Source organism: Caulobacter vibrioides OR37 (assembly GCF_000372645.1).
Lineage (GTDB): Bacteria > Pseudomonadota > Alphaproteobacteria > Caulobacterales > Caulobacteraceae > Caulobacter > Caulobacter vibrioides_E.
On record NZ_APMP01000015.1, the window covers coordinates 75,878 to 87,944 of the forward strand.

At 67.5% G+C, this 12,067-nt stretch carries 15 protein-coding genes; 3 read left to right on the top strand and 12 right to left on the bottom strand.

Annotated features, from left to right (window positions below):
- Genes OR37_RS12605 through trbB form a run of 3 tightly spaced genes read right to left on the bottom strand, consistent with a single transcriptional unit; the run spans position 1 to position 1,609 of the window.
- Positions 1–267 carry a VirB3 family type IV secretion system protein gene (locus OR37_RS12605; protein ID WP_004620335.1) on the bottom strand — a complete coding sequence of 89 codons (267 nt, stop codon included), beginning with the start codon at positions 265–267 and terminating at the stop codon, positions 1–3.
- A complete protein-coding gene (locus tag OR37_RS12610) occupies positions 267–653 on the bottom strand; it encodes a TrbC/VirB2 family protein (protein ID WP_004620336.1) in 387 nt (128 codons plus the stop codon). The genes OR37_RS12605 and OR37_RS12610 overlap by 1 nt, the downstream gene beginning before the upstream one ends.
- 47 nt (positions 654–700) lie before the next feature.
- The gene (gene trbB / locus OR37_RS12615) at positions 701–1,609 is read right to left on the bottom strand and encodes a P-type conjugative transfer ATPase TrbB (protein WP_004620338.1); all 909 of its coding nucleotides are present in this window, start codon (positions 1,607–1,609) and stop codon (positions 701–703) included.
- 288 nt (positions 1,610–1,897) lie between these two features.
- Here trbB and OR37_RS20780 point away from each other — a divergent pair, with 288 nt between their 5' ends.
- Positions 1,898–2,575 carry a hypothetical protein gene (locus OR37_RS20780; RefSeq protein ID WP_004620340.1) on the top strand — a complete coding sequence of 226 codons (678 nt, stop codon included), beginning with the start codon at positions 1,898–1,900 and terminating at the stop codon, positions 2,573–2,575.
- Entirely contained in the window at positions 2,568–3,599 is a 1,032-nt protein-coding gene (locus tag OR37_RS12625) for a hypothetical protein (RefSeq protein ID WP_004620342.1), read from the top strand. Before OR37_RS20780 ends, OR37_RS12625 begins: the two co-directional genes overlap by 8 nt.
- 181 nt (positions 3,600–3,780) lie before the next feature.
- Here the strand turns inward: OR37_RS12625 and OR37_RS12630 are convergent, their stop codons facing one another.
- The 9 genes from OR37_RS12630 to OR37_RS12670 all read right to left on the bottom strand — a co-directional run bounded on the left by OR37_RS12630 (position 3,781) and on the right by OR37_RS12670 (position 11,509).
- Positions 3,781–4,194 (bottom strand): CopG family transcriptional regulator, encoded by a 414-nt coding sequence (locus OR37_RS12630; protein WP_099539015.1) that lies wholly within the window; start codon positions 4,192–4,194, stop codon positions 3,781–3,783.
- The gene (locus tag OR37_RS12635) at positions 4,191–6,143 is read right to left on the bottom strand and encodes a conjugal transfer protein TraG (RefSeq protein ID WP_004620346.1); all 1,953 of its coding nucleotides are present in this window, start codon (positions 6,141–6,143) and stop codon (positions 4,191–4,193) included. The genes OR37_RS12630 and OR37_RS12635 overlap by 4 nt, the downstream gene beginning before the upstream one ends.
- Positions 6,144–6,158: 15 nt before the next feature.
- Entirely contained in the window at positions 6,159–7,868 is a 1,710-nt protein-coding gene (locus tag OR37_RS12640; RefSeq protein ID WP_035017358.1) for a relaxase/mobilization nuclease domain-containing protein, read from the bottom strand.
- Between the two features lie 225 nt (positions 7,869–8,093).
- The gene (locus tag OR37_RS12645; protein ID WP_004620351.1) at positions 8,094–8,903 is read right to left on the bottom strand and encodes a lytic transglycosylase domain-containing protein; all 810 of its coding nucleotides are present in this window, start codon (positions 8,901–8,903) and stop codon (positions 8,094–8,096) included.
- A 1-nt stretch (position 8,904) separates the two neighbouring features.
- A complete protein-coding gene (locus OR37_RS12650; protein WP_004620353.1) occupies positions 8,905–9,411 on the bottom strand; it encodes a S26 family signal peptidase in 507 nt (168 codons plus the stop codon).
- On the bottom strand, positions 9,408–9,866 hold the full coding sequence (locus tag OR37_RS12655; protein WP_004620356.1) for a DUF2840 domain-containing protein: 459 nt from the start codon (positions 9,864–9,866) through the stop codon (positions 9,408–9,410). Before OR37_RS12655 ends, OR37_RS12650 begins: the two co-directional genes overlap by 4 nt.
- Complete coding sequence (locus tag OR37_RS12660; RefSeq protein WP_004620359.1) at positions 9,863–10,165, bottom strand: helix-turn-helix transcriptional regulator; 303 nt, start codon at positions 10,163–10,165, stop codon at positions 9,863–9,865. The genes OR37_RS12655 and OR37_RS12660 overlap by 4 nt, the downstream gene beginning before the upstream one ends.
- A 110-nt stretch (positions 10,166–10,275) precedes the next feature.
- Positions 10,276–11,013, bottom strand: a complete 738-nt coding sequence (locus OR37_RS21475) for a DUF2285 domain-containing protein (RefSeq protein WP_099539009.1) — start codon at positions 11,011–11,013, stop codon at positions 10,276–10,278.
- A 160-nt stretch (positions 11,014–11,173) separates the two neighbouring features.
- Positions 11,174–11,509 (bottom strand): helix-turn-helix domain-containing protein, encoded by a 336-nt coding sequence (locus OR37_RS12670; protein WP_081612932.1) that lies wholly within the window; start codon positions 11,507–11,509, stop codon positions 11,174–11,176.
- 273 nt (positions 11,510–11,782) lie between these two features.
- Here OR37_RS12670 and OR37_RS21835 point away from each other — a divergent pair.
- Positions 11,783–12,067, top strand: a 285-nt coding sequence (locus OR37_RS21835) for an RNA polymerase sigma factor (protein ID WP_004620362.1), incomplete at its 3' end; no start/stop codon positions are given.

The following is a 12,067-nucleotide window of genomic DNA, read 5'->3' on the forward strand; positions in this document are numbered from 1 at the left end:
TCAGACCTCCAGGTGCGCGGGCAGGCGCACGTGGCGGCGGCCGACCTCGAAGATCTGGGGATCGCGGCGGGCGGCCCAGACCGCGAGACCATGGCCGATCAACCAGACGGCCAGGCCCACCGCCCAGAGGCGCAGGCCCAGCCCCAGGGCCGCGGCCAGGGTGCCGTTGACCAGGGCGATCGCGCGCGGGGCGCCGGCCAGGAGCATCGGTTCGGTCAGGGCCCGATGGACGGGGGCCGCGAACCCCAGGGCGCGATCGCCGGCCATCAGACCAGCGCTCCGCCGCCGAACGAGAAGAACGACAGGAAGAAGGAGCTGGCGGCGAAGGCGATCGACAGACCAAAGACGATCTGGATCAGCTTGCGCGAGCCGCCGGAGGTCTCACCGAACGCCAGGGTCAGGCCCGTGACGATGATGATGATCACCGCGATGATTTTGGCCACCGGCCCTTCGACCGACTCCAGGATCTGCTGAAGCGGCTCTTCCCAGGGCATGCCCGACCCGGCCGCCTGAGCCTGGGCGCTGAGCAGGGTGAAGCCCAGGCCCAGGCCGGCGACGACCCAGGGCTTGAGGTTGGGGAGCCGGTCGCGAAGGCGCGCACGGATGGGCAGGCCGGGCGCATAGGCGCGCGGCAAGGCAAGGCTCGTGGACACGAGACCATCTCCTTTGAGCAATGTCGGGGGTTGGGGGGCTTAGGGTCTCAGGCGGGGCTGAGCTGGTAGGCGCCCGTGGGCGCCTGGCCCTCCAGGCGGACAAGGTCGATGAGGCGTCGCGCTCGCCCGCGTCCGGCGAGCACGGCGATAAGGTCGATGGTCTCGGCGATCAGGCCGCGCGGCACGGTCACCACCGCTTCCTGAACCAACTGCTCCAGGCGCAGCAGCGCGCCTAGGGCCGAGCCGGCGTGCAGGGTGGCGACGCCGCCAGGATGGCCCGTCCCCCAGGCCTTGATCAGGTCGAGCGCTTCAGGCCCGCGCACCTCGCCGATTATGATACGGTCGGGCCGCAGCCGCAGGGCCGAGCGGACGAGTTCGGTGAGGCTGACCATGCCGTCGCAGCTGTTCAGCGCCACCTGGTTCTCGGCCGCGCATTTCAGCTCCGGCAGATCCTCCGCGACGATCACCCGATCGCCGGTGCGCGCCATCCTGGCCAGCAGCGTGTTGACCAGGGTGGTCTTGCCGCTGGAGGTGGGTCCCGCCACGAGAATGTTGGCTTGCGCATCCACCGCATCGGCCAGGACCTGGGCTTGCCGCTCCGTCATCACGCCGTCGCGGACATAGTCGTCGAAGGCGAAGACGAGGCTGGCGGGCTTGCGGATGGCGAAGGTCGGTGCGGCCACGACCGGCGGCAGCCAGCCCTCGAAGCGCTCGCCCGTGCCCGGCAACTTGGCCGACAGACGCGGTCGCCCGGGGTGGATCTCGGCGGCGACGTGGTGGGCCACCAGGCGCAGGATGCGTTCGGCGTCCTCGGGCGTGACCGTCAGGCCAGCGTCGAACTGGCCGCCTTCGAAGCGGTCGACCCACACACGGCCATCGGGGTTGAGCATGACCTCGGCCACGCCGGGGTCTTCGAGGCGGGCCAGCAGCAGCGGCCCCAGCGCGGTGCGCAGCATCTGGCGGCTGCGTTCGCGTCCAGCTTGATGTTCGGAAAGGTCCACGGCGGGTCCCCGTTGCTTACGGGGATGAGTAAGAAGACCTGGAATCCGACGACCTCAACAGCCGAATCCAGCCGTCGGGATTTCGCGCGGTAAAAGGGGAAACGGCGGATCGGCCCTATCCGCTAGACTTGGAAGGCCCGCCGCCGCCGAGACGCGGGAGCCATCCCGGGGCGAGCGAGTGCAGTGAAGGAGAAGCCCTTCGTCCGGTTCCCATGCGACCCGATCTACGGCTAGGCTTGGCCCATGCCGACCAACGCCGCCCTGAAACCCCTCGCCGCGAAGCTCCGCCGCCAGAAGGGCGTCATGGGCGTCCCCTGGCCCGATCGCGATCTCGTCCCGGCCTGGCGCGCCTTCAACACCTTCGACGACTGGTATGCGTTCGTCGACGCCTTCAGCCTCAACGCCCACACGCCGCTGAAGCTATCCGAGCGATGGACACGCGTTCAGACGTCCTATCTCTTCGCTTGGCTGTCGCCGGACCACCTCATTGCCGCGGACCTGCTGACCTTCACGGCGCTGGAGTACGCCGTGGTCGATCGCTATGGCCACCTGACCAAGCCGCGCCCAGTTTATGATCCCAAGAACCCGCACAAGCTGATGCGGACGTCATTCGGCAAGGCCCTGGACTATATCGTCACCGGCGATGGCCTGACCGACGCCGCCCTGCCCTTCTGCCAGAAACACGGCGGCCAGGTGACCCGGCGGCTCGTACTAAAGAGCCCCATCCGACCGACCCTGCCCGACATTCGCAATCGCCTGGCCCATGGCGAGCCGCTGGAGCCCGGCCCGACGGCGGGCCTGCCGGAGCTGGTCCGTGACCTGATCGACTACGCCTACAGGGACTGGCCGCCGCCCAGCGCGCTCCAGCCCTTCGCCGGCGTAGAGCTGGCGCTGCCAGGGCGGGGTATTCCGAATGTCTGACGACGAAACCTTCGAACTGAGCGCCGAGGACAGGGTCCACATCAATCGAGTGCTCGACCTGGCCGAAGCCTGGGAGAGCCCAGAACCCGTCGTCGTCGATGGCGTCTGCTTCCACCTGACATGCGATGTCGACAAGGAGGTCTGGAAGCCCCTGCATACCCTCGGGACCTACGGCCAGCGGCAGTCGATGTATGGGCCGGAGCTGATCTTCCCATGGACGCCGCCGTGGATCCGCGACTTCATGTCCAAGACCGTCGATGTCATCGACGTCGAGCCGGGCAGCCTGGTCGTGATCAGCGTCGTCGGCACCGCGCAGCTGAAGTCGCCCTTCGCCCAGTTTGGCGACGACGACGCCCACAAAGGCAAGCAAGCGCGCATCGTCGTACTGCACGCCGACAAAACTGTTTCCGAGGCGACCCGCCCGCTGGTGCTGCTGACCGAGGAAGCTACCGATGCCTTCGTCTTCGTCGAGGACTACAGCTCCGCTTACCAGGCCCTACTGGCACGCCTGGGCGTCCGCGCCGAGATCGAGGACATAAACGAGCTTGTCGATGAGCCGCTGGAAGCATGGCCGGTGCCGTCACCCGATCTCTCGGAGACCTACAAGCGCGCGATCCTTGCTCTGGTCGAAGGGAACAGCAGCTACGATCCTGCGCCGTATGCCGTGTTCGGCTACCTGATGGCCCGGGCCGAGGCTGAAGAGCGGCTGCTGGCGCCCGCGGTGCGTGGTCTCCAAGCGGACGAACAACAAGCCCGCTTCAAGGCTGGCAAACGGCAGAAGAGCCGATCGGCCACTGAAAAGCTGCGACTGATCGCCAAGGCGATCATCGCCCAAAACTCGCAGATCTCTCTGTCTAGATGCGCCCGCATGGTCGAGGAGCAAATCCGCAACGATCCCAAATGGACCTTCACGTCAGACGACAAATGGATCGCGCGTCACATCCGCGAACTCTTCGAAAAGCGCGGCGACAGCAAGGAGTACCAACCGCGTCGTGACCTGCGGGTGGGTACGACCCCGGGTTAGGGGGACACGGACTCGGTCATGGCCTGTGCAGGTTCAAGAAATCCTTCAAGCAGGGCAGAGCCACTTGAAGGAAGCCCCACATGACCCCAGAACACATCACCGCCCTGGCCTCGCTCGTCACCGCCACGGCCGCCCTGGTCTGGGCGGTGCGGCGCCGGAAGTGAGGATGGCCTGTTCAGGGCTATTGCTCGTCGCCGTCGGCCTCTTCCAGAATCTCGCCGCGCAACAGGCGCCCGGACGCCAGGCGCCGCGACAGGGCCTCCAGGAACCCGACATATCGCTCGTGCCCCTTGGCGTTCTGCGCCTTCTGATCTCCTCCGGACAGGGTTGGCGTCGCGGTCAACCAGGCCTTCACGAACAGAGCGATGGCTTCGTTGGAAATGGTGACGTCCCGCGCCAGCCGCTCCATTTCCCGTGTGATCCGGTCGAGGCGGCGCGTGATCGCCGCTTCGGCCATCTCCTCACCGTCCGGCGACAGGTAGGCCGCCACGGCGGCCTGCACGATCTCGGACTTGGACCTGCGCATGCGCCGTGAAGCCGCGTCCAGGGCCAGGGAAAGATCCCTGGCCATGAACACCTTCGTCTGGACCTTCACAGCGGGATTCCGTCGTCAGGATCCAGGGCCGCGATGCGCGCCGCCGCCCGGAACCGGCGGGACTGTTCGGCCTGAACGCCATCATCACTTTCGAGATCCAGGTCCAGCTCGACCTCGGCCGGCTCGACGGGGATGATCGTCTCCGGCGGGTCGAGTTCAGGCTCGATCTTCAGGCCGCCCTCGTCGTCGACGTCGCCATGACCCTTTTCGGGCGCGCTCTTGGCCACGATCGTCGACACCCATTCGGAGACCTCCGCGGGCAGAAGGATCGCGGGCTTGTCCGGCGGCGGCGCAATGCGGGCGGCCAGTTCGCGGTCGACATAGTAGCGCGCCTTCTTGGCCCGGATCGGCGCGACGCCCGACACCTGGACGATCGCCTCGTCGGCGGGGAGTTGCATCACCTCGCCCGGAGTCAGCAAAGGCCTGGCCGTCTCCTGGCGGCTGACCATCAGATGGCCGAGCCAGGGCGATAGCCGGTGCCCGGCGTAGTTCTTCATCGCCCGCATCTCGGTCGCGGTGCCGAGACTGTCGCTGATCCGCCGGGCGGTCCGTTCGTCGTTCGTCGAGAACGCGACCCGGACGTGGCAGTTGTCGAGGATGGAATTGTTCTCGCCGTAGGCCTTGGCGATCTGATTGAGGCTTTGGGCGATCAAGAAGGCCTTGATGCGATAGCCGGCCATGAAGGCCATCGACTGCTCGAAGAAGTCGAGCCGACCGAGCGCCGGAAACTCGTCCAGCATCATCAACAGCTGGGGCCGATGGCGCGCGGTTTCCAAGCCCTCGGTGAGCCGTCGGCCGATCTGATTGAGGATCAGCCGGATCAGCGGCCGCGTGCGGCTGATGTCCGACGGGGGAACCACCAGATAGAGCGAGACAGGACGTCCCGGCGTCACCAGGTCGTCGATCCGCCAGTCGCAGCGGGCGGTCACGGCCGACACGATCGGATCCCGGTAGAGGCCCAGGAAGCTCATCGCGGTCGACAACACCCCCGACCGCTCGTTCTCGCTCTTGTTTAGAAGTTCGCGCGCGGCGCTGGCGACGACCGGGTGGACGCGGTCGCCGAGATGGGGCGTGGCCATCATGGCCCGCAGCGTCGCCTCGATCGTCCGGCGGGGATCGGCCAGGAAGTTGGCCACGCCCGTCAGCGTCTTGTCGGGCTCGGCATAGAGGACGTGAAGGATCGCCCCGACCAGCAGGCTGTGGCTGGTCTTGTCCCAGTGCGACCGACGCTCTAGCGCGCCATCTGGATCGACCAGGATGTCGGCGATGTTCTGCACATCCCGGACTTCGGTCGCCCCTTTGCGCACCTCCAGCAGCGGATTGTAGGCGCTGGACTGCGGATTGGTCGGATCGAACAGCAGGACCGGACCGATCTTGGCCCTGAAGCCTGCGGTCAGCTGCCAATTCTCGCCCTTGATGTCGTGGATCACCGCCGACCCGGCCCAGGTCAAAAGGCTGGGCACCACAAGGCCGACGCCCTTGCCGGATCGCGTTGGCGCAAAGCACAGGACATGCTCGGGGCCATCGTGGCGAAGATAGTGTTCGCCCAGCCGGCCCAGGACGACTCCGTCCGGGCCAAGCAGTCCGGCGACCTTGGCGTCGCCCTCGGTGGCCCACCGCGCCGAGCCGTAGGTGGTGACCTTCTTGGCTTCGCGCGCGCGCCAGATCGACATGCCGATGGCGACGAAGATGGCGGCGACCGTGCCGCCGGCCGCCATGAACGCGCCGCGCGCGAACACGCCGGGCGCATAGGCCTCGTAGACGAACCACCAGAAGAAGAAGGCCGGCGGCGGATAGATCGGCCATCGGCCGAGGTAGAACCATGCCGGTCCAAGTTGCGGCTGAAACCCCAGCCGCCAGGCCGTCCATTCAGTCGCCAGCCAGACGCCGGCCAAGGCCAAGAGGCCGACGACCAGGATCTGGCCCCAGAGGATCTTCGTTCCACTCATGGAGGGGACTCGCTGTCAAAGCCCTCTCCCCCGCTTTCGTCCGAGCGCCCAATCGACCCCTCCTCCCGGGGTCATCGTTCCTGTCACCGCCTGCCCGAGGCGGTCGTCCAAGGTCCTGGTCCAGGGCACGAGCTGGAACCCAAGGCCGTCGTCGATCATGGCGAACCGGCCCGAGGCGAGATCCACGCGCTGCCGGTAGACGCCCTGGACGAGGTCGCCCGCCTTGGCCTCGCTGTAGGCCCCGGCCGCTTCCGCCTTGAGGTTGCCGCCGACGCGCTCGAGTTCCTCCGCGCGCAGCAGGGCGAGCAGGCCGGGCCTAGGACGGCCGGCCCGGTCGGCCAGGCCCAGACGCTGCAGGTGCGCGCGGCGGTCTTCCAGGGCCGCGCGGACCTCCTGCCCAAAGCCGTGCCCGGCCAAGAGCGACGGGTCCCTGACGACCAGCTGACGGTCGAGCCAGGTGGCCCCGGAGGCGGTGATCTGCTGCCCGATCGACAGGTCCGCGCGATGGACCAGGTCGAGCACGGGCTTGGCGCCCTCGACAGCCGGTAGCCGGATCTCGACCAGGCCGCCGATCGGCGTATCCCCCGTCGCCTCCAGGTCGCGAAACCGGAAATGGTGCAGCCGTCCGTCGACGCCGTCGACCACCACATAGGCCTGCCCGCTCAGCTCGTCGTGCAAGCCCCGGTCGGACAACCGCCCAATCAGCGGGGCATCGAGATCCTCGCCTCGAATCCGAAGGTCCGCGGGATCGCGATCCCGCCCCCAGGCCTTGTGCAGGGTCTTGATGATGTCGCCACGTTCGCCCAGGGCGCGCAGGCGCGCCTCCAGGTCCTCATCCAGCCGCCAGCGCCCGTCAGTTCCCTCGGCGAGACCGAGCTTCTCGAGGAACCGCGCCCGACCGATCAGGCGCAGCTGACCTTGGTCGGTCGGGCCGTCCGGCCGCAGATCGGCCAGGCCGTCGGGCCCCAGCCGGTCCCGCAGCTTCCGGTCCAGGCTTGTCCAGCGTTCGGCCTCGACCTCGCGGTCCAGGCTGGCGGCCACCTCCGCCGGCGTCCGCGGCCCCAGTTCCAGGGACACGAGCGCCTCGGCGCGGTGACGCAGGCCCTGGGCGATGTAGTCGCGATCGATCACCAGGTCCTTGCCATCGGCCGCGACGCCTCGGATGAGCACATGGACGTGGGGGTGCTCGGTGTTCCAATGGTCGACCGCGACCCAGTCCAGGCGTGTCCCCAGATCCTTCTCGGCCTGGGCCATCAGCTCGCGGGTAGTGGCGCGCAGGTCGTCCAGCGCCGCGGCGTCCTCGGGCGAAACGATGAAGCGGAAGTGATGCCGGTCCCCCTCGCACCGCTCGGCGAAGGCGTCGTGGTCGGCCGCTCCGTCACGGTCGAACATCTCGGCGGGTGCGCCGTCCCGGGTGACCCCCTCCCGGCGCAGATAGCCCATGTGCTTAGCCAGCGGCGCCGCGCGATACCGAGCACCGCCATGCCGGACGATCCGGGCCTTGATGATCACCCGGCGATTGCTCACCGACGACCGACCGCTGGCGTCACGACCGCGTCCAGACCGTCGGATGCGCCCCCTGCCCTTCAGGTCCAGCGCGCCCTGCCCGCTCTTGCGGCTGGCGGCGAGAACCTCCCGGACGAAGCTGCGGGCGCGCCCCATATTCGCCGCGCCGCGATCGCCGATCCGGCCCAGCCGCAGGAAGAAGTCCTGATCGTCAGACATTGGGGCCATCGAACCGGCTGGTCCCGGACAAACTCCTGAAAACATTCAGGAAGGTGGAAAAGCCGGGACCTTGGCGGTGAACGCGGTCCCGGAAATTCTTCAACACCATCAAGGCCTTGGACCAATCTGGTCCCGGCCCTTTTATCTCGCCATCTTCGCCGAGGTCGCAAACCCTCCCCCAGCGACCTCCCTTCCCCCCCTTCTCCCGGCTCAAGGATCGCCCGATCACCGCGGCGCGCCCTGGACAAAGAGGCCATCGCCGCGCGCGTCTTCCGCGCTGGGACCGGGCTTCGCGAACAAACCCGCCACGCGCCAATCCTTGACAGCCGCGCCTCCCGCGGAGCGCGGCGCGGCCGCGATCGTCCGCTCGACTTCGGTGACATAGTTCACCGTCTCCGCTGGCAGACGACGACGACCGGCGAGCGCATCGGCATAGCGCCCTGGGCCAGCGTTGTACGCCGCCAGGAAGCCATCGCGGCCGAATTGGTCGAAGAGCTGGCGCAGGTACGCCGAGCCGGCCAGCACATTGGCGCGGCGATCGAAAGGATCGTCACCGAGACCATGTTGCGCGGTCAGGGCGCGCCAAGTGTCGGGCATCAGCTGCATCAACCCCATCGCGCCCTTGGTCGAGACGGCGCGCGCATTTCCTCGGCTTTCGGCCCGGATCACCGCCAGAATCCAGCTCGCCGGGAGCCCGAACCGACCCGCGGCCTCGTCGACGATGCTGTTGGCGGGAGCGTCGATGTCCTGCGCCAGCACGCGCCCTTGGGACGGCGTCGCCGCTGTTGTCGAGACGACCACCGCGAGCACGCAGGCGGCCAGGATCGAGCCCCCTGGCCGTGCAGCCCGAACAGATGTCCCGAAATCCGCAAGCGTGCGGCCGTGCTCGCCACCGTCAAGGAAAGCGCGCCAGGCGCGCCGGCCTACCGGCCGTCCTTGACCGCGTCTGCGCGCGACCGCTGCCGCGGCCTTGGTCGGGACGAGGAAAGATCTGGTCGGCGGGTCGAACAAGGAAAGAAGGAGCACGCGCACCATGTCAGCGCTCCCAGGTCCAAAGCGGCGTCAAGCGGCCGACGACGGTCTGGCGCGGCAGAGGGCCGAAGTAGCGCCCGTCGAGACTTCTCGGGTCGGCGTTCAGCAGGAAGATCTCGCCGGGTCCCAGGTGGCGGCAGAGCGTCGATGCGGTCAACGTGCGCCCCAGCCGATCACGATCCAGGACACGCGCGACGGCGACCCCGTCGATATGGACCACGCCGGCCTGGATGCAGACCGATTGCCCTTTCACCGCCGCGATCCGTTTGATCAGCGGCACGTTGAGCGGCAGGTAGCGCCGTGACGCCATCCACCGCGCCAGGTCCATCGGCGGCCGAACCAGAGCCAGATCCCCGGCCCTCGGCGCCCTTCCGTCCAGCCAGTAGAACCCCAGCGGCGCGCTGGCCGTCGTGTTCAGGATCAAGCGCTTCTCGAACGCCGCGACAACCGGCGCCACGACGAGCGCGCAGCTGGTCACCATCGCTGCGACGATGAACGACCAGCCCTTCATCGACCCAGGTTCCGGCGCAGCAGCCACGCGCGGTGGCGGGCGCGATCGTAGGACCGGGGCGGCAGCCCGACCCCGACCCTGGCGCCGATGTGCCGCCAGTGATCCGGCGCCACGGCGGCGGCCGAGAGCCCGATCCGCTCGATCGCATCGATCGCGTCCAGCACCATCTGGACCCGCGACCAGCCGCTGAGGTTCAGCAGGACCTCGGCGCCCGGCGCGACGAAGGGATAGGTCGTGAACGGCTCGCCAGGACGAACCGCGCGCAGCACGGCGATCCTGGACTCGACGGTTCCGTAGTCGCCCGCGCGCCACCGGACGAACCCGAAGATGGCGCCGGGCGCGAAGGCGACGACGCGTCGGCGGCGGTCGATGAACCGCTCCTCAGCGCTCCGGCCGAACCGGATCCAGCGCTCAATCTGGCCGTCGAGCCAAAGGAGTTCGACCTGGGCGTTCATGATCCGCGCCGCGCGGTCGACGCCGACGGGGCGACGAAACGCTTCCCGGACTCTGCCTGGCGCTTGGCCGCGGGCACGATCTGAGCGTCCGGATCGGTCGTCGATCGACGGGCCGCGAGCTCGGACCAGGCGATCAGATCGTCCAGCGCATAGACGACCCGTCCGCCGATCTTCCGGTAGACAGGCCCGGTGCCGTAGGACCGGTGCTTCTCCAAGGTTCGATCGGACAGGCCCAGAAACCGTGCGGCCTCGATCGTTTTAAGATGACGTTGGGGTGCAGACGGGGCGTCGCTGCTCATGGCGTATCCTCGGCGACGCCCGGAGAAGGCCGGTGTCGTTCGGATAGGCTGGCGCGGCCCCTCGCCTGGGGTGGATGACGCAGACGGGGGGCGCCGTTTTCGTCACCCCCTCAGAGGCCGCCCCGCAGGAGCTTCAGATACCCGCCATCCATCAACTGCCGCCCGGCCTGAACCAGGCGAATGGTGGCTGCCCGCAGCGACGAGGTGCGCCACGGCTCCCGGGCGATCGAGGCTTCGCCGAAGATGGCGCCGGCGATGGCGCGATAGCTGTCGCCCGCAAGGTCGCCGTCCAGAGCCAGGAGACTCTTGGCCAGTCGTTCGCGCTGCGCGGCGGTGACGTGAGAGGGCGGCGGCGCCAGTCCCGCCACCGCGCGGTTCAACCGATCGACAGCGCGTACTCGAAGGCCAAAATCCTGGTCGAACGCCAGCACGACGAGCAGCGGTTCGCTTGGTCTGACGCCGCGTCGATACTGCAGCTGCAGCCCCTCCGGCATCCGCACATGAAGACCGTCCTCGGCCCGCCGCCCTGCGCCCGGAAGACGCCATGAGCGCGGTTCGGCCGCCGACATCTGAGCGTCCTGCTCGAACGGCACGACCAGTCCTGGAGCGGCCTCAGGCCGCCAGTAGATCTCGGCTTGCGGCGCAGGGACGTCAGGGTCGGCGCCGAACCGCAGCCCCCAGCATGGATCAATCCGTGCGGGACGGCGCGAAACCCTGGCGAACTCGGCGCGGTACTCGACATTGCGCCTGAGGAATTCCCAGGCCAGGTCCGGCACACTAAGCCGCAGCCGCGCGCGCCAGCCGCCCGCGGCGCGATCCGGTCTCGAAGGATCGAGCGGCGCGGCCATGCTTGCATGGCGCCAGAGACCTGACGCTACTGCGAAGCGCCACAGTACAATTCAAGGTTAAGTTGCCACACTTGCGCACGAGCACTGATTGTGGCCGCGTAGGTGACGCAGACTCGCTGCCTACTCCTCGGCGAGTTGGCGCGCGTTTATCAGCAGATCGCTATTCTTCAGTGATCAGGGCTCTGACAGTTTTTAGAACCCGGAGCTGAACCTTCACCGGTGCCTTCGCGACAAGTAGGACGATTTCTGAGAGCGGGTCTTCGCGTCCCTCGCCGGCTGCGAAGTCTCCGACACCAAAGAAGTCCCGGACCTCCACGCCAAGCGCCTCCGCCAACTTCGACAGTGTGGAAAAACTCGGAGCCGCTTTGCCGCGCTCAATGCGGCTCAAGGAGCCGACCTGCATTTCAACGATTTCAGCGAGCTGAGGCTGGGTAAGCCCTGCCTGCCGTCGGTGATGACGAATGAGCCGACCAACTTGTACTTCCAAGACGGCCATACGCCCTGCGCGCCCACTTCAACGACGCGAACAGGATCACGGACCAATGCGAAGTCACACAGACCGGCAAACGCTCAGTTTCTTCATTTATAGTCTTTTCATGTTCAGTTGATCGTAGGATTCTGTGAGCAATCCCAGGTTGGAAGTTTCTCCGTGGACGGCTCCGTTCCCCCAGCACCGACAGCAGCGGCCATCGCCGCGTCAGGCGACAACCTCTTTCGCCGCTACAACCGTTGGCTTCGAACGGCGGTCAGGAAGCAGTGGGGGAGCGACATGGCTGAGGACATCGTGGCCGAGACCTTCCTGCGGGTGGCGCCCTACGCAGCGGCCGGACAGCTGCGCAACACCAAGGCCCTGCTCCTCCAGGTCGCGCGCAATCTGGTGCTCGATCTGAAGAAGCGTGACCGGGTAAGCGGCCTTTCGCAGACGGTCGACGACAGCTTCTTCACGCGCATGGGAACACCAGCCGCGCAGGACGAAACACTTACCCTGAAGAAAATCGTGATGGACCTCCCGCCTGAGTTGCGCGAGGTTTTCGTTCTGAAGAATATCGAGGGG

Excerpts from the sequence above, each read along its gene's own strand:
- OR37_RS12605 (WP_004620335.1), bottom strand. The coding sequence starts at position 267 with ATGGCCGGCGATCGCGCCCTGGGGTTCGCGGCCCCCGTCCATCGGGCC.
- trbB (WP_004620338.1), bottom strand. The coding sequence starts at position 1,609 with ATGCTGCGCACCGCGCTGGGGCCGCTGCTGCTGGCCCGCCTCGAAGAC.
- OR37_RS20780 (WP_004620340.1), top strand. The coding sequence starts at position 1,898 with ATGCCGACCAACGCCGCCCTGAAACCCCTCGCCGCGAAGCTCCGCCGC.
- OR37_RS12625 (WP_004620342.1), top strand. The coding sequence starts at position 2,568 with ATGTCTGACGACGAAACCTTCGAACTGAGCGCCGAGGACAGGGTCCAC.
- OR37_RS12635 (WP_004620346.1), bottom strand. The coding sequence starts at position 6,143 with ATGAGTGGAACGAAGATCCTCTGGGGCCAGATCCTGGTCGTCGGCCTC.
- OR37_RS12640 (WP_035017358.1), bottom strand. The coding sequence starts at position 7,868 with ATGTCTGACGATCAGGACTTCTTCCTGCGGCTGGGCCGGATCGGCGAT.
- OR37_RS12645 (WP_004620351.1), bottom strand. The coding sequence starts at position 8,903 with ATGGTGCGCGTGCTCCTTCTTTCCTTGTTCGACCCGCCGACCAGATCT.
- OR37_RS12650 (WP_004620353.1), bottom strand. The coding sequence starts at position 9,411 with ATGAAGGGCTGGTCGTTCATCGTCGCAGCGATGGTGACCAGCTGCGCG.
- OR37_RS12655 (WP_004620356.1), bottom strand. The coding sequence starts at position 9,866 with ATGAACGCCCAGGTCGAACTCCTTTGGCTCGACGGCCAGATTGAGCGC.
- OR37_RS12660 (WP_004620359.1), bottom strand. The coding sequence starts at position 10,165 with ATGAGCAGCGACGCCCCGTCTGCACCCCAACGTCATCTTAAAACGATC.
- OR37_RS21475 (WP_099539009.1), bottom strand. The coding sequence starts at position 11,013 with ATGGCCGCGCCGCTCGATCCTTCGAGACCGGATCGCGCCGCGGGCGGC.
- OR37_RS12670 (WP_081612932.1), bottom strand. The coding sequence starts at position 11,509 with ATGGCCGTCTTGGAAGTACAAGTTGGTCGGCTCATTCGTCATCACCGA.